At 66.8% G+C, this 21,792-nt stretch carries 17 protein-coding genes; 9 read left to right on the forward strand and 8 right to left on the reverse strand.

Annotation, left to right across the window (positions count from 1 at the left end; translation table 11 throughout):
- The first annotated feature begins 284 nt into the window (after positions 1-284).
- Positions 285-1,424, forward strand: a complete 1,140-nt coding sequence (locus tag AB0M22_RS27495; protein ID WP_364732634.1) for a beta-mannosidase — start codon at positions 285-287, stop codon at positions 1,422-1,424.
- On the opposite strand, the gene AB0M22_RS27500 is transcribed toward AB0M22_RS27495, so the two are convergent.
- The 4 genes from AB0M22_RS27500 to AB0M22_RS27515 are packed head-to-tail and all read right to left on the reverse strand — an operon-like array spanning position 1,425 to position 8,016.
- Positions 1,425-3,107 (reverse strand): glycosyltransferase family 39 protein, encoded by a 1,683-nt coding sequence (locus AB0M22_RS27500; protein ID WP_364732636.1) that lies wholly within the window; start codon positions 3,105-3,107, stop codon positions 1,425-1,427.
- Entirely contained in the window at positions 3,104-4,573 is a 1,470-nt protein-coding gene (locus tag AB0M22_RS27505; RefSeq protein WP_364732638.1) for a glycosyltransferase, read from the reverse strand. The genes AB0M22_RS27500 and AB0M22_RS27505 overlap by 4 nt, the downstream gene beginning before the upstream one ends.
- Positions 4,570-6,069: a hypothetical protein gene (locus AB0M22_RS27510; protein WP_364732641.1), complete on the reverse strand. Its 1,500-nt coding sequence runs from the start codon at positions 6,067-6,069 to the stop codon at positions 4,570-4,572. The genes AB0M22_RS27505 and AB0M22_RS27510 overlap by 4 nt, the downstream gene beginning before the upstream one ends.
- A complete protein-coding gene (locus tag AB0M22_RS27515; RefSeq protein ID WP_364732643.1) occupies positions 6,070-8,016 on the reverse strand; it encodes a hypothetical protein in 1,947 nt (648 codons plus the stop codon).
- A gap of 224 nt (positions 8,017-8,240) precedes the next feature.
- Here AB0M22_RS27515 and AB0M22_RS27520 point away from each other — a divergent pair, with 224 nt between their 5' ends.
- Entirely contained in the window at positions 8,241-10,172 is a 1,932-nt protein-coding gene (locus AB0M22_RS27520; RefSeq protein ID WP_364732646.1) for a M3 family metallopeptidase, read from the forward strand.
- Here the strand turns inward: AB0M22_RS27520 and AB0M22_RS27525 are convergent.
- The gene (locus AB0M22_RS27525) at positions 10,169-10,627 is read right to left on the reverse strand and encodes a MarR family transcriptional regulator (RefSeq protein ID WP_364732648.1); all 459 of its coding nucleotides are present in this window, start codon (positions 10,625-10,627) and stop codon (positions 10,169-10,171) included. The genes AB0M22_RS27520 and AB0M22_RS27525 overlap by 4 nt on opposite strands.
- 103 nt (positions 10,628-10,730) lie before the next feature.
- On the opposite strand from AB0M22_RS27525, the gene AB0M22_RS27530 reads away from it, so the two are divergent.
- The 4 genes from AB0M22_RS27530 to AB0M22_RS27545 all read left to right on the forward strand — a co-directional run bounded on the left by AB0M22_RS27530 (position 10,731) and on the right by AB0M22_RS27545 (position 14,507).
- Positions 10,731-11,489 carry a class III extradiol ring-cleavage dioxygenase gene (locus AB0M22_RS27530; protein WP_364734003.1) on the forward strand — a complete coding sequence of 253 codons (759 nt, stop codon included), beginning with the start codon at positions 10,731-10,733 and terminating at the stop codon, positions 11,487-11,489.
- A 38-nt stretch (positions 11,490-11,527) separates the two neighbouring features.
- A complete protein-coding gene (locus AB0M22_RS27535; RefSeq protein WP_364732651.1) occupies positions 11,528-12,088 on the forward strand; it encodes a DoxX family protein in 561 nt (186 codons plus the stop codon).
- A 161-nt stretch (positions 12,089-12,249) separates the two neighbouring features.
- A complete protein-coding gene (gene secY / locus AB0M22_RS27540) occupies positions 12,250-13,569 on the forward strand; it encodes a preprotein translocase subunit SecY (RefSeq protein WP_364732653.1) in 1,320 nt (439 codons plus the stop codon).
- A gap of 38 nt (positions 13,570-13,607) precedes the next feature.
- The gene (locus AB0M22_RS27545; protein WP_364732656.1) at positions 13,608-14,507 is read left to right on the forward strand and encodes a response regulator transcription factor; all 900 of its coding nucleotides are present in this window, start codon (positions 13,608-13,610) and stop codon (positions 14,505-14,507) included.
- Here AB0M22_RS27545 and AB0M22_RS27550 read toward each other — a convergent pair.
- Complete coding sequence (locus AB0M22_RS27550; protein WP_364732659.1) at positions 14,474-15,913, reverse strand: TIGR00366 family protein; 1,440 nt, start codon at positions 15,911-15,913, stop codon at positions 14,474-14,476. The two genes, AB0M22_RS27545 and AB0M22_RS27550, sit on opposite strands and share 34 nt — an antisense overlap.
- A 310-nt stretch (positions 15,914-16,223) precedes the next feature.
- Here AB0M22_RS27550 and AB0M22_RS27555 point away from each other — a divergent pair, with 310 nt between their 5' ends.
- Together AB0M22_RS27555 and AB0M22_RS27560 are read left to right on the forward strand one after the other, a co-directional pair.
- Complete coding sequence (locus AB0M22_RS27555; protein ID WP_364732662.1) at positions 16,224-16,679, forward strand: hypothetical protein; 456 nt, start codon at positions 16,224-16,226, stop codon at positions 16,677-16,679.
- Positions 16,680-16,810: 131 nt separating this feature from the next.
- Positions 16,811-19,261 (forward strand): tetratricopeptide repeat protein, encoded by a 2,451-nt coding sequence (locus AB0M22_RS27560; RefSeq protein WP_364732664.1) that lies wholly within the window; start codon positions 16,811-16,813, stop codon positions 19,259-19,261.
- A 27-nt stretch (positions 19,262-19,288) separates the two neighbouring features.
- On the opposite strand, the gene AB0M22_RS27565 is transcribed toward AB0M22_RS27560, so the two are convergent.
- Positions 19,289-19,765 carry a diadenosine tetraphosphate hydrolase gene (locus AB0M22_RS27565; RefSeq protein WP_364732667.1) on the reverse strand — a complete coding sequence of 159 codons (477 nt, stop codon included), beginning with the start codon at positions 19,763-19,765 and terminating at the stop codon, positions 19,289-19,291.
- 243 nt (positions 19,766-20,008) lie between these two features.
- On the opposite strand from AB0M22_RS27565, the gene AB0M22_RS27570 reads away from it, so the two are divergent.
- Positions 20,009-21,169 carry a glycoside hydrolase family 76 protein gene (locus tag AB0M22_RS27570; protein ID WP_364732670.1) on the forward strand — a complete coding sequence of 387 codons (1,161 nt, stop codon included), beginning with the start codon at positions 20,009-20,011 and terminating at the stop codon, positions 21,167-21,169.
- Here the strand turns inward: AB0M22_RS27570 and AB0M22_RS27575 are convergent.
- Positions 21,166-21,753 carry a hypothetical protein gene (locus AB0M22_RS27575; protein ID WP_364732672.1) on the reverse strand — a complete coding sequence of 196 codons (588 nt, stop codon included), beginning with the start codon at positions 21,751-21,753 and terminating at the stop codon, positions 21,166-21,168. The two genes, AB0M22_RS27570 and AB0M22_RS27575, sit on opposite strands and share 4 nt — an antisense overlap.
- Positions 21,754-21,792: the final 39 nt, after the last annotated feature.

Here is a 21,792-nt window from a genome sequence, read left to right on the forward strand (position 1 = left end):
CAAAGTGGTTGATTGTTTGAGCGCTTTTCGCGGCGCGCGGCTATCGACTGGTTGAGCCGAGTCGCGATGTCGACCCGCTGGCAGCGTCGATGCCGGTCCGGTCCAGCTCCAGCTGCGGCGCTGCCCGCGGGGGCGGCGGTTCGCGCGGTGCCGGGAAGCGTGCAGGTGCTTGTGGCGTGGTGCCGAGGCGAGCGCGGGTCCCGCGCGTAGCGTGATCGCTGTGACCACGTGTGATGCGCAGGATTGCCCGGGTTTCACCGTCGGGTCCGGGCGGTAGGCGAGCGATGGCTGCCGAGCGGGTTCGTCTCGCCGTTCTGCTGGTGATCGCCGGTCTGGTGGCGGGTGGCTGTTCGGACGGGCCCTACCCGCGCCCCGACGAGCGGCCGCCGCGGGAGTCGCGTCCGGCCGCCGAGGCGGTCGTGACCGCCACGCCGCAGGGGTTGCGGCTGCGGGGCGCGCCGTGGTGGCCCGCCGGATTCAACGCACCGCAGTTGGCGACGAACTGGGCGGTGAACTTCGGTTGTGGCGCGCAGACCGATCTGGACAGCTATTTCGGCGCACTACCCGCGAACTCGCTGACCCGCTTCAACCTTTTCCAGGCCTTGTCGATCAACAAACGCACCGGCGCAATGGATTTCAGCGCCGCGGACGCGGTTTTCACGGCCGCCGAAAAGTACGGGCAGATCGTGCTTCCGGTGCTCTCGCCGCAAGACGGCGGCTGTGCGGACGAGCAGTTCAAACAGCGGCAGTGGTACGTCAAGGGCTGGAGCACGCTCAATCCCGTGCACGGACGGTCCGTGATGAGTTTTCGCGACTGGGTCGAGACCGCCGTGGATCGGTGGAAAAGCATTCCGGTCCTGGCCGGGTGGGAGCTGGTCGGCGAACCGGAGCCGAGCAATTGCACGGGCAATCATTGCGACCTGCCCGCCCGCACCTGCCCGCCGGACGCGGCGGCGGTGCTGCGCAAGTTCATGGATGACGCCGGAGCCATTGTGCGGGAACTGGATCCGCAGCGGTTGATCTACGCCGGGTTTGCGGGTGGTGGGCAGTGTGGCACGCAAGGCGACGAGTTCCGCACGGTCAGTGCGTCGACGGGGGTCGATGTCGTCGAATATCACGACTACCTCCGTGACTCGCTGCCGGGAGATCGGTTCAACGGCTTGGGAGTTCGGCTGCGTCAGGCCGCCGAATTGGGAAAACCGTTGCTGGTGGCCGAGATCGGCGAAGAAGCCGGGTCCTGCGGCAGTCTCGAGGACCGTCGTGCGCATCTGGACGCGAAGTTCGTCGCGCAGCGGGCCGCGGGTTCGGGCGGTGCGCTGATCTGGGCGTTCGTCCCCGATCCGCGGCCCGATCAGTGCACCTTCGATGTAGGCACGGATGATCCGCTCTGGTCGCTGGCCGCTGAGCGAACCACCGTGGGTTGATCAGTCCGCGCCGAGCACTCGGTAGATTCGCCATTCCGGTTGGCCTGCGCCATCATTGGGTGCTTCGAGTGCCAATGTAGCTATACCGCTGCCATTCTCGTACATGGTCGGGTAGCGCCGATTGACCGCGTCCGAGGTGCCTCGTCCCGTGTTGGGCACCGCGAGAATGTATTTCACGCCACGCTCGGCGGGCCGGTTGAGGACCCGCACGAAGTCACGGTCCGAGGGCACGACGAATTGATCGGGCCGGTGCGAGGCGACCACGACGGCGAAGCCGTACACGGTGTCCATCAGCACCGCGCCGCGCGGCAGGTTCATAGCGTCCAGATAGTTCGCCAGTCGCCGCTCGGTGCTGAATGTGGCGGCGATCCGGTGTTCGTCGGCCCGGCGCTCGGATGCGTTGTCCGGATCCGGGAACAGCACCGCCCCGAGCGAGTACTCCTGTACGGAGATGGCGTGACTCGACATTCCCCACGCGGTCAGCGGAACGGCACCGGCCAGTAGGATGAGCGTCAGCGCCATCCCGACTGCCGGTGCGCGCCAACCCGTTCGAACCCGATGCCTGCCGGTGATCCGGTCCGGCTCCGGCTCCGTTGCCGCGGTCTTCGCGTGCCGTCCCGGACGACGGCTCGGCGGAAACCCGCGCACGGGCGAAACCTGTAGTGCCAGAACGGCAGCCAAGGGAATCGCCGCCACATAGAACCGCAGGAACGCGAAGGTCGACCCGCTCGCATAGCTGAACGCTTGAAAGGCGAGCACCGAACCACACAGCAGGATCGGCACCACCACCTGCGTATCGCGCCTGCGCACCGCGAGCGCGGTGACGATCGGCACGAGCAACGGCAGCGCCGGTCCGAGAATCAGCGTCGCGGCGGTCGAATATTCCAGCGCGGCAGTCGTTTCGGTCGCCGATGAACTGGACTGCTGCAAGATCGAGGAGTTCCCGTACTGCGAACTGAACTGCTGGAACGCCAACCCGGTGATCAACCAGCTGGTCGCCGCCCACACCACGAACGCGGCCGCCACGGGCAGCACGACGAGGATGAAATCCATGATGGCGCTGTGCCATCGGTTGTCTTCGCCGCGACAGCGCCGGTAGGCGACCACGAAGACCAGCGCACCCGCGGCGGCGGCGGGCGCCAGCGCGTCATAACGCGTCAGATAGGCGAGCCCGAGCGCAATCCCGCATGCCGTCAGGTCGTTCGCGTCATCGGTCCGCATCCACCGGATGAGCCGGCGCAGAGCCCAGCACAGGCAGAACAGGAACGGCGCCTCGCTCATCCCGTTCGCGCCGTAGAACACCACCATCGGGTTGAGCGCGAACAGCACCGCGACGCCCCCGCTGAGCCACAGCGGCGCACCGCGATCGGTGCCGATGCCGAACACCATCACCACGGCCCCGGCCATGAACAACGCCGACATCAGCACACCGGACAGCCCCCAGGTGGTGATGCCCGGAAACCATTGCGCGAAAGCGACCATCGGCAACTGCGCCAGCGAGGTCAACGGCGTGAAGACGAAGCCGATCGCCGAGAGATGTGGATCGCGGCTGAACAGCGTTGCCTGCGTGGCGGATACCCGGCTGAGCGCGTCGCCCATCAGAAATCCGTTGCCCGCACTCAACCAGGTGCCCGCGGCGAGATACAGCAGCGTCGACGCGGCGAAGATCCAGCGCGTTCTCACTCGGCGGCCTCCTTGGTCCCGAGCCCGTGAAAGGTCTTCTCCCAGTACGACGGATTACGCACCAGCTGATAGCAGCCCTTGGTGGCGGCGATGCTCATCAGCAGCCAGTAGAACGGCACGGTCAGGCACGCCACCAGCAGATCCGACCGGTTGTTCTCCCGGCAGGCGAGCAGGTTCATGTAGATGGTCGCCCCGTTGCCGAGGATCATCGCGATCAGCGAGGGGAAGTAGACGGCGGCGGGGAAGAGCTGGCCGATCACCGCGGGCTGGCCGAGGATCCAGGACAGGGTGATGAACCAGAACACCAGGTTCAGGCAGGCGATGATCGGCGTGCCCGCGAGGATCAGGGTGAACCGGATGAAGCTGACCGTGCCGATGCTGCGCCACAAGCGGATCGGGCGCCGGGTATGCACCAGCCAGGTCTGGAGGTAGCCCTTGTACCAGCGGGATCGTTGACGAACCCAGTTGATCGGGTCCGGGTTGGCTTCCTCAAGGGTGGTCGAGTCGATCACCGCGGTCCGGTAACCCGATACCGCGATGCGCACGCCGAGATCGGCATCCTCGGTGACGTTGTAGGGATCCCATGCGCCGATGTCGGTCACCACGTCGCGTTTGAAGTGATTCGACGTGCCGCCCAACGGAATCGGCGCCTTGCTGCGCATGAGCCCCGGTAGCAAGAAGCCGAACCACAGCCCGTAGTCCGCGGTGAACCAGGCGGTGAGCAGATTCTGGCGGCCGTTGTGGAAGGCCAGCTTGGCTTGGATGCACACGACTTCCGGCGGCAGTTCCGCGAAAGCCGCGACCACACGCCGTAATTGGAGCGGATCGGGAATGTCCTCGGCGTCGTAGATGGTGACGATGTCGCCGGTGGCCTGATGCAGTCCGTAGTTGCAGGCCTTGGGCTTGGTGCGCGGTTGCGCCTCCGGCACGAGGACGATGGTGACGTGGTCGACGCTGGCCAGGGTGCCGATGCCGGCCCGCCGGGCCGCCTCGATGGTGGGGGAGTCGTCCTCCTCCAGCAGGAGCAGCACCTGCAACCGGTCCTTGGGATAGTCGAGCGCGGTCATCGCGCCGATCAGGTCGCCGACCACCTCGGGTTCGCCGTATGCGGGAACGAGAATCGTGTACGGCGGCAGTTCGGCCTCGGTGAGTGCGAGCGCACGCGCGTCGCTGACGGTCATGATCGCGTCCCTGGCCATGCCGCGCTGGAAGATCAGTACCCGATCGCCCATGGCGGCGAGATAGCCGAGGGTGCACAGGGCGACGAGCACGACGCAGGTTCCCATCGGGAAGAACACGGCGCACACCACGACCAGCAGCAGGAGGGCCAGCGCGGTATTACGTTGCCACGGCAGGAATGCCACCGAGGCCGAGGCCAGCGGATCGGATTCACGCAGTCCGTGCACCGCCGAATGCAGTGCCCGCGCGCTGTCCGAATCCGGCTGCGGCGCTTCGCTGGTCGTCATGCTGCCCCCGTTCCCGCCACGATCGCCCGGGCGACCGAGAGCAGCATGTCGCGGTCCTTGTGTTCGGCGTCGGAGTCGACGTCCTCGGATTCGGAGTCCAGGACAACGGCTTTGCCGCGCAGGAACTGATGCAGGAAGTTCTCGAAGATGCCGAGCATCGACGGCTGCGGCGGCGGGAACACGGCGTCGGACTCGTGGTTGTCCGCCGCGATCAGGCTGATCCGCTCGGAACCGCCTGCGCCGCGCCAATTCCAGGTCAGCCAGGTCCAGCTGAGCAGGCGGCGATCGTCGAGGACGGTATTGAGCCGGGCGGTGATGCCGTGGCCGAGATCGATCCGGGTCGGGGGACTGATCCGCGGCTGCGGCATGTTGTAGAGGACGAATTCCGGGTATCGGTCGATCGCGTACCGGTCCTCGGCGCGCACGGTGTCGACGACGATGCGGCGACGTCGGGACTCGTTGTCCCACAGCGGATTGTGCTGGTCGGCCCGGATCATCTGGCGGGTCATCGAGGTGCCCTGCCCGAAGTAGTTCTGCGCCCACGGATATTGCCGCTCGCTGAGCCGGCTCCAGCCGGGCGGCACGGTGTGCGGCTGCGTGACCACGAGTCCGGGCACGACCGGGAAGTTGCGGTCGTAGTCCGGGGGGATCGGAATGATCATGATCAAGATCGCGGCGACGGTCACGGTGGCCGCCGCCGCCCACGCCTGCGGGGCGGTGAGCGGATCGAGCACGCGCTCCAGCGGTTTGAGCGAGGTCCCGCGTCGGCGCCGCCAGTCCACGTACATCACCGCGGCGACGACCAGGACCGCGACGACCGACGGAATCGCTTGATAGACGAGCACCCGCGCCGACGGCCACCAGAGTCGCAGCACCGCGAGGACCACGCAGCCGACGGCGAACGCGAGACCCGCGCCGACCCAGGCGCGGGTTCGGGTGCGGCCCACCGCAATCGCGGCGGCGAACGCGGCGAACAGCAGCATGGTCGCGCCCGCCGCGACGCTGCCGCCGCCGATGATGACGCGCAGCGCGCGATACGGTGGCGGGAACGCGGCGAGCAACAACAGCCAGCACGGCCAGTACCGGGTGACCGGGCGCAGACCGAACAGCAGTATGCAGGCGGAGATCACGAACAGCCAGGCCGCCAGCAGGTCCAGGTGCAGCATCTCGTACAGGTAGCGATAGCGCGGAGTCAGCAAACCCAGTGTGCAGGCGGACAATCCGAGACCGATCAGGCCGACGATCAGGTCGGTCTGCCGGTCGTGGATGGGCAGCTCCGCCCCGCGGCGCAGGGTCAGTCCGATCGCCGAGAATATCGCCAGCACCGGTAGGACGAACACGAAGCCGATGCTCGAACCGGTCCAGGTGTCGTGCACCAGCCGCACCCAGGTAGTCCAGAACGCGGCGGCGGTGGCCAGGAGGATCAGCACGATCCGCGCCGTGATTCTGGTGACGGTCCCGCGGACGTGTCCGCGCGCCGCCGTATCGGTGGACATCTACCGCCTGCCGCGCCGCAGCAGGAGGATCAGGCCGATCAGTAGTCCGAGCAGTACCACTGCGGCTCCGGCTGCGGTGAGAATCTCTGCCAGAGAGTTCATTTCGGAACTATCGGAAGTCGTCGGGGCGGCAGTCGCCGGATCGAGGAACTCCGGTGTTCGATCACCAGCCTGGAACAGTACGGCGCCGTGCAGCCGCGACCATCGGTTGAGATCGGCGTTCAGCCAGTTGAGTACTCGGTCCAGGTGTTCGGGTGTATCGCTCGACGAGCCGACGACGACTGTCCGTCCGCCGGACCAGGTGCTCTGCAACGACGCGAACGGAGTCGCCGGGTCGGTCGTGATCTTGCTGATCGTCTTACCGTCGTCGCCGGTCAGCGCCAGACCCGCATCGGTCTGGCGCAGGGGCAGCAGGATCGATTCCGGCACATCGCCGTTCGCCGCGATCAGCACCGCCGGCGACTTGCCGGCGACCGCCTGGTCGAACGTGACCAGTTCGGGTCGCAGCGGGATGCTCGTCAACCGCTGCAATCCGGTCAGGACCGTCACGGCGCGTACGGTGTCCGCGAAACCCGGTGTGCGTAAACCGATCTGCACCTCGGGGAGCAATGCCTGCGGCAGCGCGCCGAAGCCGCCCGGGATCGGCGGCGTCGCAGCGGCACTCGTCACCTCGCTGCTCGGCTCGATCGTCAGCGTCAGCGGCGCCTCCAGGCCGCAGCCATGCGTGAGTCCCGCCTGCTGGAGCGTTACCGAGAGCGTGGTGAATCGGCCGAGGATCGAGTTCGGGATGGAGATCCACCGGTCGAACCGGCCCGACCCGTCCACCGGCCAGCTGTCGATGTAGGTCGTGCCCGTGCTCACCGTGAGCTGACCGTTCAGGGTGTCCGGCAGCGGGGTGTAGCTGCCGCGCAACCGAACTCGCACATCCTTCGACGGGCGGCCGAGGCGCGACTGATCGATGCCGACATCGACGCGCACCGGGCCGATCGCCGTCGCGCTGAGCTGGGTTTGACCCAGAGCGCCGAGGGTCGTGCTGTCCGGGGCGATCTGGGGTGCGGGCGGCAGCGCCACCGCGGTCGCGGCCGAGGAGATCGCCACTTTGGCCAAATCGCTGACCAGCAAACGCATCTGGTCGGGCAGGCTCTTGTCGGTCCCGTTGATCGTGAGCAACGGTGTCGGTCCGGTCGCCAAACGCAGTGCCGCATCGGCCGATTCGCCGATCACCACTTGGCGCTCGAGGAAGCCTGGCGGATGGTCGGGCACCGTCGCCCCTGGCCGCACCGCCCGGACATCCACTGCCACCGGCTGATTGCCATAGCGCGCGATCACTGCGGTCGTCAGCGACATCGCGGCGGCACTCTCGACCTTGCTCGGACTGGCGGGCAGGTAGACCGTCAGCTTTTGCAGCACCGGCGGCAGGAAGTCCGCGACCGTCGTCGGCTGCTGCTCCTCGCCGTTGTAGACGACCGCGGCCTCGGTCAGCGTCAACGGCCGCCCCAGCCAGTCGACGACGCAGGCGCCGGCCTCCGACAGGAGCGACGAGGTAACCGTCACCGCGATCGCGTTGTCGACGATCTCGGCGCCGGCCAGCGACAACCGGATCGGCCCGCGCGGCACCAGCGGGAGCTCGATCCGGTCGATGAGCCGCTCACCCGAATGCACCTCCAGCGACCCACGCGCCACGTGCGGCGGAAGTTGAATCGTGCCGATCAGCGCGGTCGGCGCCAGACCGGGCAACACCGGAACGTTCACGGAGACCTGATGCTCGGCGCCCGGGAAGGTCAACGAGGTTCCGAGCCCGAGCGACGGCAGCCCGACCGGCACATCGCCCGGCTCGGCCCGCGCGATCGGCGCTACCGACAACGCCAGCGCCGCGGCCACCAACGCCACCGACTGCCGCCACACCGGTAGTCGACGCGTATCGCCGGAGTATGCACGCAAGGTCATGAGCCGTCTCCCTGGTGTCAACCGCGGCTACAGACCTGGCCCAGATCGGCCAGCACCGCGCGAGCGAATCCTGGACCTACCGCAGAAATTCTAGGGTGGACCTGTGTTGATGTGTCTACGACATGCCAGGGTGAAACGCTGATTCACCATCCAGCAACCATTTGGCAGGTTTCCGGCGCCGCGACCGTTCGGGCCGAATTCCGCTTCCGCGTTAATGTCGAGGAATGAGTCCGCAGCCGCTTGCCCTGCCCGCCGACGACTGGTCCGACTGGCTCGCCGATTACGTATCCAGCAGGCCGGAGACCGTCTCGGGGACGTTGGCGCGGCTCAAAGATGGCAGCCGCCGCGACACCGCCGAGGTACTCGGCTTGTGGAACGACGCGGACATCGCGCTGCGCGGCGCCGACTCTGCTGCTTTGTTGTTCGTCGAGGTGCACCCCGATCCCGAGGTGCGCCGGCGCGGTGAGGAGCTGGTCCAGCAGGTGGATCGGGTCAGGACCGAGCGTGACCTCGATCGCGCGCTCTACGACGTGGTCGCGGCCACCGACCCGGCGGGTCTGGACGAGTCGGCCGCGCGTATGCGCGAGCACGTGCTGCGCGACTTCCGGCGCAGCGGTGTGGACCGCGACGATCGGACCCGCGCTCGGCTGCGCGAGATCGCCGAGCGACTCACCGTGCTCGACCAGGATTTCGGCCGGGCCATCCGGGACGACGTGCGCGCGATTCGCGTCGCCCCCGAACAGTTGGACGGGCTGCCCGCCGACTTCATCGCGGCCCATCCACCGGCCGCGGACGGACTGATCGCGGTCACCACCGACTACCCGGACTACCGCCCGTTCCGGGCCTACGCCCGCGACGCCGACGCGCGCCGCGATCTCACGCTCGAGTTCGAGAGCCGCGGCTGGCCCGCGAATGACGCTGTCCTGCACGAGATGTTCGACCTTCGGCACGAGAAGGCCGGGCTCGTCGGTTACGACAGCTGGCCCGATTACGACGCGGCGGTCAAGATGGTCGGCACCGGCGACGCCATCGCCGAGTTCATCGAGCGCATCTCGGTCGCCGCGGCCGCCGCGGGTCGGCGCGACCTCGACGCGGTGATCGCGCGCCGACGCGAGGACGACCCCGAAGGCACTGTCGACCGTTCCGCGATCGGCTATTACACCGAGCTGATCCGGCGCGAGCAGTTCGATGTCGATGCCAGGGAGGTACGCCGGTACTTCGATTTCACCCGAGTGCGGGCCGGACTGCTCGCGGTCACCGGGCGGCTGTTCGGCCTGGAATATCGCCAAGTCGATGTTCCGCGCTGGCATGCGGATGTCGCTGCCTACGACGTCTACGCCGACGGTGAACGGCGCGGCCGGATTTATCTCGACCTGCATCCGCGCGAGGGTAAGTTCAAGCACGCCGCGCAATTCGATCTCGTCAGCGGAGTCACCGACCGCCTGCTGCCCGAGGGCGTGCTGGTGTGCAACTTCTCCCGCGGGCTGATGGAACACCAGGACGTGGTCACGCTGTTCCACGAATTCGGGCACCTGATCCATCATGTGCTCGGCGGGCGGCAGGAATGGGCGCGGTTCTCCGGCGTGGCCACCGAGTGGGACTTTGTCGAGGCGCCGTCCCAGATGCTCGAGGAATGGGCTTGGGACGCAGCGATTCTCGGCACGTTCGCGGTCGACGAGACCGGCGCGGCGATCCCGGCCGAGCTGGTGGCCCGGATGCGGGCGGCCAAGGACTTCGGCAAGGGAATGGCGGTCCAGACTCAGGTCGGCTACACCGCCGTGTCGTATCTGCTGCACCGCGACCGGCCCGCCGATCACACCGCGGCGGTCTCGGACGCGATGGAACGCTACGGCGTGCTCCCCGCATTGCCCGGCACCCATTTCCAGGCGTCGTTCGGGCATCTCGCCGGCTATACCTCCGCGTACTACACCTACCAGTGGAGTTTGGTCATCGCGAAAGACCTGTTCTCCGCCTTCGACGCCGAAGACCTGTTCGATCCCGCGGTGGCGCACCGCTACCGCGACCTGATCCTCGCGCCCGGCGGCGCACGGGACGCGGCCGACCTGGTGGCCGGCTTCCTCGGCCGCCCCTTCTCCTTCGAGGCCTACGCGGCGTGGCTGGATCGCGCCCCGGTGCCGCAGGCGAGCCGGAGCTAACTCGAACGGAGTCTGGCGGCGACTTCGCCGAGGCCGTCGGCGATCGCCGTGCGCTGTTCGGGCGTCAGGACATCGATCAACAGGTCGCGGACCAGGGCGACGTGGCCGGGGGCGGCGGATTCCAGTTTGCGGAGGCCGGCGGGGGTGAGGGTGGCGATGATGCCGCGGGGGTCGTCGGGGGCGGGGCTGCGGCGGACGAAGCCGGCCTTGGTCAGCTGGTCGATCTGGTAGGTCAGGCCGCTCTTCGAGGTGATCAGGGCGTCGGAGAGTTCGGTCATCCGCAGGTTGCGGCCGGGGGCTCGCTCCAGTCGGACGAGCACCTCGTACTGGGCATGCGACAGGTGGGCGTCGTCCTTGAGCTGCTGCTCGATTCGGCGATTCAGCAGGGCCGTCGCGGCGAGGAACGCGTGCCAGGCGCGCATCTCTTCGTCGTCAAGCCAGCGCGGTTCGGTCATTGGACCACCTTACCGGGGTTGTTCAAATTCGAACAATAATCTACGATCGAAGCAGGGAAGTTCAAATTTGAACTACCGGAAGGGAGTGGTGAGACCGATGCGCATGCCGGTTGTCTACCTGTCGCACGGCGCGCCGCCGCTGGCCGACGATCCGATCTGGCCGGGCCAGCTCGCCGCATGGTCGGCGGAGCTGCCGAAACCCGAAGCGGTGCTGATGATTTCGGCGCATTGGGAGGACGCGCCGTTGGCCATCGGCGCGACGGCCACCATCCCGCTGGTCTACGACTTCTGGGGCTTCCCGCAGCACTACTACGACGTGACCTATCCCGCGCCCGGCGCCCCGGAACTGGCCGACGACGTGCGGAAATTGCTGCGCGGACCGGGTACGTCGGTGCATGACGTGCCGGATCGCGGCCTCGACCACGGTGCGTACGTGCCGATGGTGGAGATGTATCCCGAGGCCGATGTGCCGGTATTGCAGATGTCCATGCCGACCCTGGATCCGGCGAGCCTGCTGGAGATCGGCCGCAAGCTCGCGCCGCTGCGCGAGCAGGGCGTGCTGATCGTCGGCAGCGGCTTCTTCACGCACAACCTGCGGGCGCTGAACGACGACGGAACGGTGCACCCGGTGATGGCCGAGTTCGACGAGTGGGGGCAGCGCGCGCTCGACGCGGCCGACATCGATGCTCTGCTCGACTTCGAACACAAGGCTCCCGCAGCACAATTGGCGCACCCGCGCACCGAACACTTCGCGCCGCTGTTCGTTTCGCTCGGCGCGGCCGAGGCCGACCTGGCCACCCAGCGCAGCGTGATCGACGGCTTCTGGCTCGGCCTGGCCAAACGCTCCCTTCAATTCGGCTGAACCCGGTCGAACTCACCCCACCGAAAGGAACACCTGAGATGAGTTACACCGCAACGACTTCGCGGACCGAGGCCGCTGCGGCGCCGGTCGCGACCACGGGCCACGCCGCCACCCCGCACGCCTACGACGTCGGACTGCTCCTGCTGCGCATCGCGGTCGGGCTGACCATGGCCGCGCACGGCGCGCAGAAGCTGTTCGGTTCGTTCGGCGGCGGGGGACTGGAGGGGACCGGAAAGTTCTTCACCAGCAAGGGCTATCCGGCCGGTGAGGCGATGGCGCTGGTCGCCGGTGTGACCGAGACCTTCGGCGGGCTCGCGCTCGCGATCGGCCTGCTCACCCCGCTGGCGGGGGCGGCGGTGGTCGGTACGCTGCTCAATGCGATCGTGGTCAAGGGCACCGGTGCGTTCTTCGCGCCCAAGGGGATCGAGTACGAGCTGATCCTCACCGCGGCCGCCGCGTCCATCGCGCTGACCGGTCCCGGCCGCTATGCCGTCGACCGCTTCGTGCCGGTATTGCGTTCGCACCGCCTGGTTTACGGCCTCGCGGCGATCGTGCTCGCGCTGCTCACCGCCGGCGCTGTACTGCTGGTGCGCACCTAGACCACTCGATTCCCCCGATCGGGGGAGCACGAAATCCGACTCACGGGCGACGTGGACGCGTACCGATGATCCGTACCGTCGAAGGCCCTTGACCGGCGCATTTCCCGTGGCTTCCCGCGGGATGCGCCCGGTTCGACCGCGTCGTTCGTCTGGAGGATTTTGTGTTTTCCGCCGTGGTATCGGCAGTTCGGACCCCGGATCTACGGCGGAAGATCCTCTGCACCTTGGGTTTACTCGCGCTGTACCGGCTCGGCGCGACGCTGCCGTCACCCGGCGTCGACTATCGGTCGGTGCGTGAGTGCATCGCGATCGTGTCCGGTGGTGAATCGGCCGGCATCTACCAGCTGATCAACCTGTTCTCCGGCGGTGCGATGCTGCACCTTTCGGTGTTCGCGATCGGCATCACGCCCTACATCACCGCGGGCATCATCATCCAACTGCTGACCGTCGTGATCCCACGGTTCGAGGAGCTGCGCAAGGAGGGGCAGACCGGGCAGGCGAAGATCACCCAGTACACCCGGTATCTGTCGATGGCGCTCGCGGTTTTGCAGGCCTCGACGCTGGTCGCGCTGGCCGCGCGGGGGCAGTTGCTGCGCGGGTGTCCCAAGGACATCCTGTCCGACACATCCCTGTTCGGCATGATCATCATCGTGCTGGTGCTGACCGCCGGCGCGGCGCTGGTCATGTGGTTCGGCGAATTGATCACCGAGCGCGGCATCGGCAACGGCATGTCGCTGCTGATCTTCGCCGGCATCGCGGCACAGATCCCGAGCCAGGGGACGTCGATTCTGAACAGCCGGGGCGGGCTGGTCTTCGCCGGCGTGTGCGTGGCGGTGTTTCTGGTGATCGTCGGGGTGATCTTCGTCGAGCAGGGGCAGCGGCGGATTCCGGTGCAGTACGCCAAGCGGGTGGTCGGGCGGAAGATGTACGGGGGTTCGTCGACGTATCTGCCGCTGAAGGTCAATCAGGCGGGCGTCATTCCGGTGATCTTCGCGTCGTCGCTGTTGTATCTGCCGCAGTTGCTGGTGCAGCTGACGCAACACAGCTCGGGTCCGCAGTCCATGTGGCAGGAGTTGATCCAGAAGTATCTGGTGAACCCGGGCAGTCCGGTGTACGTCGCGATCTACTTCGCGATGATCGTGTTCTTCACCTACTTCTATGTCGCGGTCACGTTCAATCCGCAGGAGCGCGCGGACGAGATGCGGAAGTTCGGCGGGTTCCTGCCCGGCTATCGTCCCGGTAAACCGACGGCGGACTACCTGAGTCACGTGCTCAGCCGGATCACCCTGCCCGGCGCCGCCTACCTCGGTGCGGTGGCGGTGTTGCCGAACCTGCTGCTCGGCGCCGGTTCGTCCGGTGCGACACCGGGTCTTGCGTTCGGTGGTACCTCCGCGCTTATCGTGGTGAGCGTCGGACTGGATACGATCAAACAGCTCGAGAGTCAAGTGATGAACAAGAACTACGAAGGGTTCCTGCGCTGACGATGAATGCACGGTCGGACTCAGCGTCGAATCACCCGTTGCTCAAGGTAGCTTCGTCATTTGTCCTCGCTATCACCGCGGCGACGCTGTCGGTCACCGGCGTGCCGAGTGCCACCGCCGCGGCGAGCAGCACGGTCGAAACGCATCAGCCGATCGATTGCGACCGGCATTTCGATCGGGCGCAGACCGACACCGATGCCACCTCGCGTTCGACGATTTCGGTATTGCTGGCCGACAATCACGCGGTATTCCGTTCGGGTCTGCGGGCGGCGATCGGCACGCAGCCGGATATCGAATGCGTCGCGGAGGTCGATCACGGGGTCGCCGCGATCCGGGAGATCGAACGGCTACGGCCCGATGTCGCCCTGCTCGACCTGGACATGCCCGGTCTCCATGGACCGGCCACCATCGACGCGTTCGCGGCACTGGGTGGCGCCACCCGGATCCTGACGCTCACCAGCTCGGATACCGACGAAAACCTCTACCGCGCACTGTGTCTCGGTGCGTCCGGGTTCCTCGTGAAGACGCTGCCGTCCACCGGCTTGATCTCCGCCATCCGGATGGCGGCGCGCGGCGATGCGCTGATCGATCCGGGCCTGACCCGCCGGCTCGTGACCCGTCTGGCCACCGGCATCGAGCCGTTCCCGGCCGCGCCGGAGGTCGAGAACCTCACCGCGCGTGAGCATCAGGTGCTGATGCTCATCGCGAAGGCGTATACGAACCCGGAGATCGCCGAGGCGCTCGGGGTCGGCGAACAGACGGTGAAGACGCATGTCTCGAATGTGCTGGCCAAGTTGGGTGTTCGCGATCGGGTGCACGCGGCGGTCTACGCGCACACCCGTCGCATCGTTCCGCAGGAAGCGCCGGATACGTTCTCGCGCTACGACATTCGCGGGGGTTCAGCTCACGGTGCGGCCGGCATGATCGGCGGGACGTAGTCGAAGGTCAATCCGAGCAACCATACGAGCAGCAGAATCACCGGTAGGTGGAAGATGAACTGCAAGAACGTGAATCCGACCAGATCGCGCGCTCGCAGTTTCAGCACCGCCAGCAGCGGCAGCATGAAGAACGGATTGATCAGCGTGGGCAGCGCCTCGGCCACGTTGTAGATCTGCACGGTCCAGCCGAGATTCATGTGTACATCGTTCGCCGACTGCATCACGTACGGCGCTTCGACCAGCCACTTTCCGCCGCCGGACGGGACGAAGATGCCGAGCACCACGGTGTAGATGGCGATCACGATCGCGAAGCTGCCCCCGCCACCGATGCTGGTGAAGAACTCCGCGAGATGATGCGAAACGGTAAATCCGCCACGGCCTTTCGCCTTGGTGAGGATCGCGGCCATGGCGGCGTACAGCGGGAACTGGACGAGAATGCCTGCCGTGGCGGGCACCGCGAGGGTGACCGCCTGCAAGAACTTGCGCGGCGTTCCTTGCAGCACCAGGCCGAGGATCAGGAAGACGAGCAGGTAGTTGTTCAGGCTGCTGACCACGGTGAGCACGGACTTGTCCAGCAGCTGAAAGATCAACCAGGCCAACGTCAGCAGGCCGGCCAGGACGGGCAGGATGTGGCTGTACTCGAGCCATTCGCCGGGCCGGGAGCGCGGCGTCACCTCCTCGGGCTGGTCGTCCAGGTCGACCTCCAGGATCTCGGCGGTCTTGATCGCCTCGCCCTTCGGCGCCGAGAGATGCGCGATCACCGCGGTCAGCGCCATGAGGATGACGCACATGAGCAGGGACTGCCAGGTGAAGATGGTGCGCCCGAAGTCGAGCACGCCGGTGATCTTCAGCAGGGCCGGCGGCAGCGAACTGGCGGTGGCCTGGAGTTGTGCGGCCGACGACGAAAGGCCCAGTGCCCATACGCCGCCCAGTCCCATGAAGGCGGCCGCGCCGAGTGCGCGATAGTCCACCCGCAGGTCGGTCCGGCGCGCGATCGCCCGGCAGAGCAGGCCGCCGAAGACCAGGCTCAGGCCCCAGTTGAGAAACGAGATCGACATCGAAAGCAGCGCAACGAAACTCACCGCGCCGGCCGCGGACTGCGGCATGACCGCGAGCCGGTCGATCAGCCGGGCGACCGGCGGGGACGTGGCGACGACATAGCCGGTGAGCACCACCATGGTCATCTGCAAGGTGAACGCGGTCAGATCCCAGAAGCCGTCACCGAACGCGGTGGCGACCGTTTTCGGTGACGAGCCGTTGGCGAACGCCGCGAGGGCCACGATGAATACACCCGCTAAGGCGAAGACATACGCGTCCGGGAACCACTTCTCCGTCCACCGTGCGAGCGACTGCGCGATCCGCGCGAGTCCCGTTTCGGAGCCTGCTTCTTCAATCGTGGACGTCATCGGAGTTGTTCCTCTACTTTCCCAACGCTGCCCGCACGCGTGTGACCCACCGCACACGGGTTCGGTTGGTCAGTATTGGTGCCCACCTGTGCGCAGACAAGGGGGAAATGCGCAGGTGCCATCTGCGAAAGTGCAGAAACCACCGATGGTCAGGGCACACAAGGGTCCATCGATGCCCAAAATGTCTGGCATGCCCGAACATCGGCGCCCTGAATCGGCAGGGCTCCATACCGGCATGGATGTCATCCGGTGTGTTGTTGTGTGGCAATCTTGTGCGCAAGATCGGTTGGGGTTGTGAGGAGGTCGGTCTGTGGATCCGGTGACGATTGTGGCTACAGCGGTGGCGGTGGGTGCTGCTGCGGGGGTGACGGATACCGCCAAGCAGTCGGTGAGCGATGCTTATGCGGCGTTGAAGCGGCTGCTCGGTAGTCGCTTTCGCGGTGTCGATGTCGGTGCGGTGGAGGCTGCGCCGGAGTCGGCCGATGCTCGGGAAGCGTTGGCCGGAGAGCTCGAGGCCCAGGGTGCCGGGGCGGATGCCGAATTGCTTGCCGCAGCTGAAGAATTGATCGGTGTGGCACGGGTGCAGGCTGCTGAGGCCGCGGCGGTGGTCGGTGTGGATCTTTCGCAGTTCGAGGCGAATTCGCTGCGGATTGCCGACGTCGCGTCGTCCGGTAGCGGGGTGCGGGTGCGGGACGCGCAGTTGGCCGGGGATATCGATATCTCTAATGTGCGTGCGGGGCAAGGGGAGTCGCCCCACCCTCAGTAGGCGCGGCGGCACATCCTGCCGCGCCGACCTTCGGCCCGGGCCATGTCTCGGCGTCGTTCGCGCACGTCCACGCCGGGAATATCACGGTCGCGACCACGATCAATCAGGTTGCGCCGCCGCCGGTCGGTCAAGTGGTGGTGGGGCCGATTCCGCAGCGGCCGCGCTGTTTTGTGGACCGGACGGAGCTGGCCGAGTTACGTGATGCGCTGGGCCGGGTGCCGGTGGTGCTGACCGGGATGCGCGGCGTCGGCAAAACTCAGCTCGCCGCGGCGGTTGTTCGCGACGAAATCGACAGCGGGACAGAGTTGGTGGGGTGGGTCGACGCGGAGACCCTGGAAACCGCTCGCGCCGGTTTGTCCGAGATCGCCGAGCGGCTGGGAGTTGCTGACCCGGAAGGGGATTCAGCCGTGTCGGCGCGGCGGCTGCGCGATTGTCTGGCGGGCCGCCGTCAGGCAGGGCTGCTGGTGTTCGACAACGCCGTCGATCCCGACGTGCTCCGGCCACTGCTGCCGACCGCCGGTGGTACGCGCGTGTTGATCACGAGCACTAATCGCGAGTGCGATGCCTTGGGCGAGCCTGTCGACCTCGGCAGCTACACCCGGCCGGAATCGGTGCGCTACCTTGCTCAATCCACCGGGCGGACCGACGCGGCGGACGCCGGTCTGGTCGCCGCCGCGCTGGGGGATCTGCCGCTGGCGTTGTCCTGTGCGGCCGCGACGATCACCGGTCGGCGGCTCGACTATGCCCGCTACCGCGAGCTGCTCGAGCAGCGATCACTGCCAGAGGTCTTGGAGCGCAAGGCCGGTCACGAATATCCGCGGTCGGTGGTGCAGGCGATTCTGCTGTCGGTCGACATCGTCGAAGCGCGCACCGGGCACGCCGATCGCGACGAAGCGGTGTTATGGCTGCTGGCCGCGATGTCGATGCTGTCCCCGGCCGGCGTGCGACGGTCGATTCTGCCCGAGCTCGACGGCCGTCTCGATGAGGCGCTGGAGCGGTGCGTGACGGGTTCGCTGCTGTCCTGGTCGGCGGACGGCGACGCGGTGATCATGCACCGGCTGGTGGCCAGGGTCTTTCGAGAGCGCGCCCAATCAGTTGGTATGGCAGGCGATTTCGTGTCCGCGGCGTTGGCCGTGGTCGGACCGCTGCTGATCGATCGGAGCGAGGTGTGGGCGCGACGTTTCGAAGGGTTCCACGTCGTCGACCAGATCCACGCGATCTGGCACACCGGCCTGCCCGAGACGATGGACGGTGAACTGCTCGAGCGGGTATTCGGGACCCGGAAGTGGGCCGTCATCCAGCTGACCGAAGCGGCGGACTTCGCTCGCGCGTTGACTGCCGCGCACGACACCGTCATCGATTGCGGGCGCATTCTGGGGCCGGATCATCCCGACACGCTGATATCCCGCAGCAATCTCGCTCACGTCCATGAAGCGGTAGGGCGTCTCGACAAGGCTATTCCGCTGTACGAAGCCGTCCTGGCCGATTGCGAGCGCGTCCTTGGCCCGGACCACCCCGGCACTCTGATCACCCGTCACAATCTCGCGTGCGCCTACACATCGGCGGGGCTGTTCGACAACGCGATCCCTTTGTACGAGGCCACCCTCGCCGATTATGAGCGGGTCTTGGGCCACGGCCATCCGCACATCCTTGTCGCGCGCGAAAACCTGGCCATTGCGTACAGATCGGCGGACCGACTCGACGAGGCCATACCTCTTTGCGTGGCCGTCCTGGCCGAACGCGAAAAGGCCTTGGGCGCGAGCCACCCTGCCACGTTGTCCTCGCGCAACGACCTTGCCGCCGCCTACGAGTCGGCAGGACGCTTCGACGAGGCCATACCCCTGTTCGAATCCACGCTTGCCAGCCGCGAGCAGGTTCTGGGCGCGGATCACCCCGGCACTCTGACCTCGGCCAACAACCTCGCAAGCGCCTATCAATCGGTTGGTCGGTTCGACCGGGCCATCGCAATTCTCGAGACGACGCAGGCGACTCGCGAGCAGGTCCTCGGCCCGGATCACCCTGCCATCCTCATCTCCCACAACAACCTTGCCGAGGCCTACAAATCGGTGGGTCAGCTCGAAAAAGCCACGCGCATCCACGAAACCACCCTCGCCGGCCGCAAACGGGTCCTCGGCCCGGATCACCCGGACACCCTGATCTCCTGCACCAACCTCGCCGACGCCTATGCGGCGGCAGGTGAGTTCGACCGCGCGATACTGCTTTTGGAATCGGCTTTCACCGCTCGTGCACGAGTCCTTGGTCCGCGGCATCCGGCCACCTTGCTCTCGCACAACCACCTCGCCAGCCTGTATCAATCGGCAGGCGAACTCGAGCGGGCGATCTCATTCCTCGAAACCACGCTCGTCGACTACGCGCAGCTCTTAGGTCCCGACGACCTCTATATCCTGGTCGCCCGTAACAACCTCGCCAGCGCCTATTATTCGTCAGGCCAGTTTGACAGGGCGATAACACTTTTCGCGACCACGCTCGCTGCCCTAGAGCGGACGCAAGGTCCAGACCATCCACTCACCGCCGCGGCTCGCAGAAACCTCATCCATTTGCGTGAGTCCGGCTCTGAATGACGTGCCCGCACGCATAGTCGAATGCTGTCAAGAATGTGCGAGGCGATCCAGCTCCTCGCTGATTGCCTGGCGGATGACGTCGTGTCGGGGACCGAGAGCATGTTGCTGATCGATCCAGTGGTCGCGAGGGTACAGCCAGACCGGGCTGCGCACCAGATCGGTTGGTTCCCAGTCGAATCGGGGCCAGATGTGGGCGTGGAGGAATGGGTCGGTGTTGCCGAGGATTTCGAGGTTCACGCGGCGGAAGGCGGAATCCAGACGCGCACAGGCGCGTTCGACGGCCTCGGCTAGGTGATCCAGGTCGGTCAGGAACGCGGTTCGCTTGCTTCGTGGGAGGTCCGACAAGCGTTGCGCGGCAGGGTCGTCGGTGAGTAGCACCGAGTAGCCGGGGAGGAATTGAACGTCGCCGATCACGGCGAATCCTGCGGTCAATCTGCGCAGTACCGTGGGGTTTTCGCCGCGGAGGGCGCTGCCGATGCGGTCGGCTCGGAAGTCTTCAGTCATTGCATCTGCTCGGGTGTCGAGGCTTCGATCTCGGGGGCTGCGCTGTCCGGTAGGACGTCGGTGGTCCAGGTTTCCCCTCTGCTCGGGACGGAACACGTCCAACGTACCGGCCGGTGTTTCTGTCGATGGTGCGCGAGTTGCGGGGGAGCGTTCCGGCTTTCGCGCGGGGACAGCGGATAGAGTCGCCGGGCGAAGGAGGTCGGGTCGATGTATCGCGATCGAACTGGGGTAAGCAGGCGGACGGTGCTCTGGGCAGCTGGGGTGGGGGCTGCGGTGGCCGCCTCGTCGGTGCCGGCGGCTGCCGCGCCGGCGGCCCTGCCGGCCGTCGCGGAGGCTGCGGAACGGGCAGGGCTTGCGGAGCAGGCGATTGTGGCCCGGCATGTGCGGCCGGTGTGGGGTTTGCCGGGCACGTTGCTCGGTGTGACCGCCTGGCCGCCGTCGCCGCTGGAAGAGGTCTTCGAGGAGTGGGACTACTGGTTTCAGGCCCACCTGGTGGATTGCGCGATCGATGCCGCGCTGCGCGCACCGGCACCCGAGCGGCGCGATCGCGTCGCCGCCCTCGTCCGCGGTATCCGCACCCGCAACCTCACCGGTTGGACGAATCAGTACTACGACGACATGACCTGGCTGCTGCTGGCGCTCGAACGAGCCGACCGCACACTCGGAGTCAGATTCCCGGACGGCATCGACGATCTGCGCGCGGCCTCGGCGGAGAGTTGGAATCCGGACGTCGGTGCGGTGCGCTGGCGCGTCGGCTCCGACTACTACAACGCCTGCACGAACGCCCCGACCGGCATCGCACTGGCCCGGTTCGGCGACCTGACCCGCGCCACCCGACTCGCCGATTTCCTCGATACTCGGTTGCGCGACAACAACTCCGGCCTGATCGTCGACGGCGTCCACGAGCCGGGCGGCCGGCTCGAGACCGCCGTCTACAGCTACAACCAAGGCACGGCGATCGGCTTGGAAAACGAATTGTCCGCGCGCACAGGCACTCCCGAATACCGCCGCCGGGCAACCGCGCTGATCGCGGCAACTAGCAAAGCCATGACCGCCAACGGCGTCATCAACGGCGCAGGCGGCGGCGACGGCGGCTTGTTCATGGGCATCCTCGCCCGCTACCTCACCCTGGCCGCAATCACTTTGCGCGACAACACCGCTGCCCACATCGTCCACACCTCCGCCCAGGCTGCCTGGGCCAACCGCGCCGACGTCAACGGCCTACCTCTGTTCGGCACCGACTGGTCGGCCCAGGCCACCGTCCCCGACCAACCCGAAGACCGGACAAGACTGTCGAACGGCCGAATCGCCGCCTCCGCAACCCCCAACCGCGACCTCTCCGTGCAACTCAGCGGCTGGATGCTCCTCGAAGCCGACCACCAACTCACCACCGCCGGCCTCTAACGGCGTTCGAGTTCCTGCACAGGCAGCAGCAGTCGATCCAGGAGAAACGCTGCGGCTGCCATGAGCAGGGCCGCGTCGAGGTAGTGGCAGGCCATGGCGCCGAGGTAGGTCGGGCCGCCCCACGCGTTGGCGGTGAAGTTCGGGTCGAGGCCGCCGAGGATCTGGATGCCGATTCGGAAGGGGCTGTAGATCAGTAGGGCGATGGGCAGGAAGCCGACGATCAGGCGGAGCAGTGCGGTCGGGTGGTTCAGGATCGACCGGAGGGTGCGGATGAGGCGCTGGGCTGCGGTAGTGCTCAGGGGAGACAGCAGCATGGCGATGAACGCAGGGGTACCGCGTCGGCGGATTGCGACGACGGTGAGGGCGATCGTCGCTGCCAGCAGGAAGACGTGTATTCCCCACGCCGCGGTGCCGTCGACGTGGTTTTCCTGGTCCGCAGAGCGGTTGAGGTAGCTCAGGCCACCGGTCGCGATGCCTGCCGTCAGGGAGACAGCAGTGATGACGAGCAGCGGGCGCGATAGCCGGGTGCGGATGTGGTCGGCAGGGAGTCTGCGTGCCCGGGATCCGGTGTCGTAGGCGTTCATGGCTCAACTGTCGCCCGCTGACCTGGGCGTTGTCGTCAT

The sequence above is a fragment of the Nocardia sp. NPDC051756 genome, from assembly GCF_040681495.1.
Lineage (GTDB): Bacteria > Actinomycetota > Actinomycetes > Mycobacteriales > Mycobacteriaceae > Nocardia.

Excerpts from the sequence above, each read along its gene's own strand:
- AB0M22_RS27495 (WP_364732634.1), top strand. The coding sequence starts at position 285 with ATGGCTGCCGAGCGGGTTCGTCTCGCCGTTCTGCTGGTGATCGCCGGT.
- AB0M22_RS27505 (WP_364732638.1), bottom strand. The coding sequence starts at position 4,573 with ATGACGACCAGCGAAGCGCCGCAGCCGGATTCGGACAGCGCGCGGGCA.
- AB0M22_RS27510 (WP_364732641.1), bottom strand. The coding sequence starts at position 6,069 with ATGTCCACCGATACGGCGGCGCGCGGACACGTCCGCGGGACCGTCACC.
- AB0M22_RS27515 (WP_364732643.1), bottom strand. The coding sequence starts at position 8,016 with ATGACCTTGCGTGCATACTCCGGCGATACGCGTCGACTACCGGTGTGG.
- AB0M22_RS27520 (WP_364732646.1), top strand. The coding sequence starts at position 8,241 with ATGAGTCCGCAGCCGCTTGCCCTGCCCGCCGACGACTGGTCCGACTGG.
- AB0M22_RS27525 (WP_364732648.1), bottom strand. The coding sequence starts at position 10,627 with ATGACCGAACCGCGCTGGCTTGACGACGAAGAGATGCGCGCCTGGCAC.
- AB0M22_RS27530 (WP_364734003.1), top strand. The coding sequence starts at position 10,731 with ATGCCGGTTGTCTACCTGTCGCACGGCGCGCCGCCGCTGGCCGACGAT.
- AB0M22_RS27535 (WP_364732651.1), top strand. The coding sequence starts at position 11,528 with ATGAGTTACACCGCAACGACTTCGCGGACCGAGGCCGCTGCGGCGCCG.
- AB0M22_RS27550 (WP_364732659.1), bottom strand. The coding sequence starts at position 15,913 with ATGACGTCCACGATTGAAGAAGCAGGCTCCGAAACGGGACTCGCGCGG.
- AB0M22_RS27565 (WP_364732667.1), bottom strand. The coding sequence starts at position 19,765 with ATGACTGAAGACTTCCGAGCCGACCGCATCGGCAGCGCCCTCCGCGGC.
- AB0M22_RS27575 (WP_364732672.1), bottom strand. The coding sequence starts at position 21,753 with ATGAACGCCTACGACACCGGATCCCGGGCACGCAGACTCCCTGCCGAC.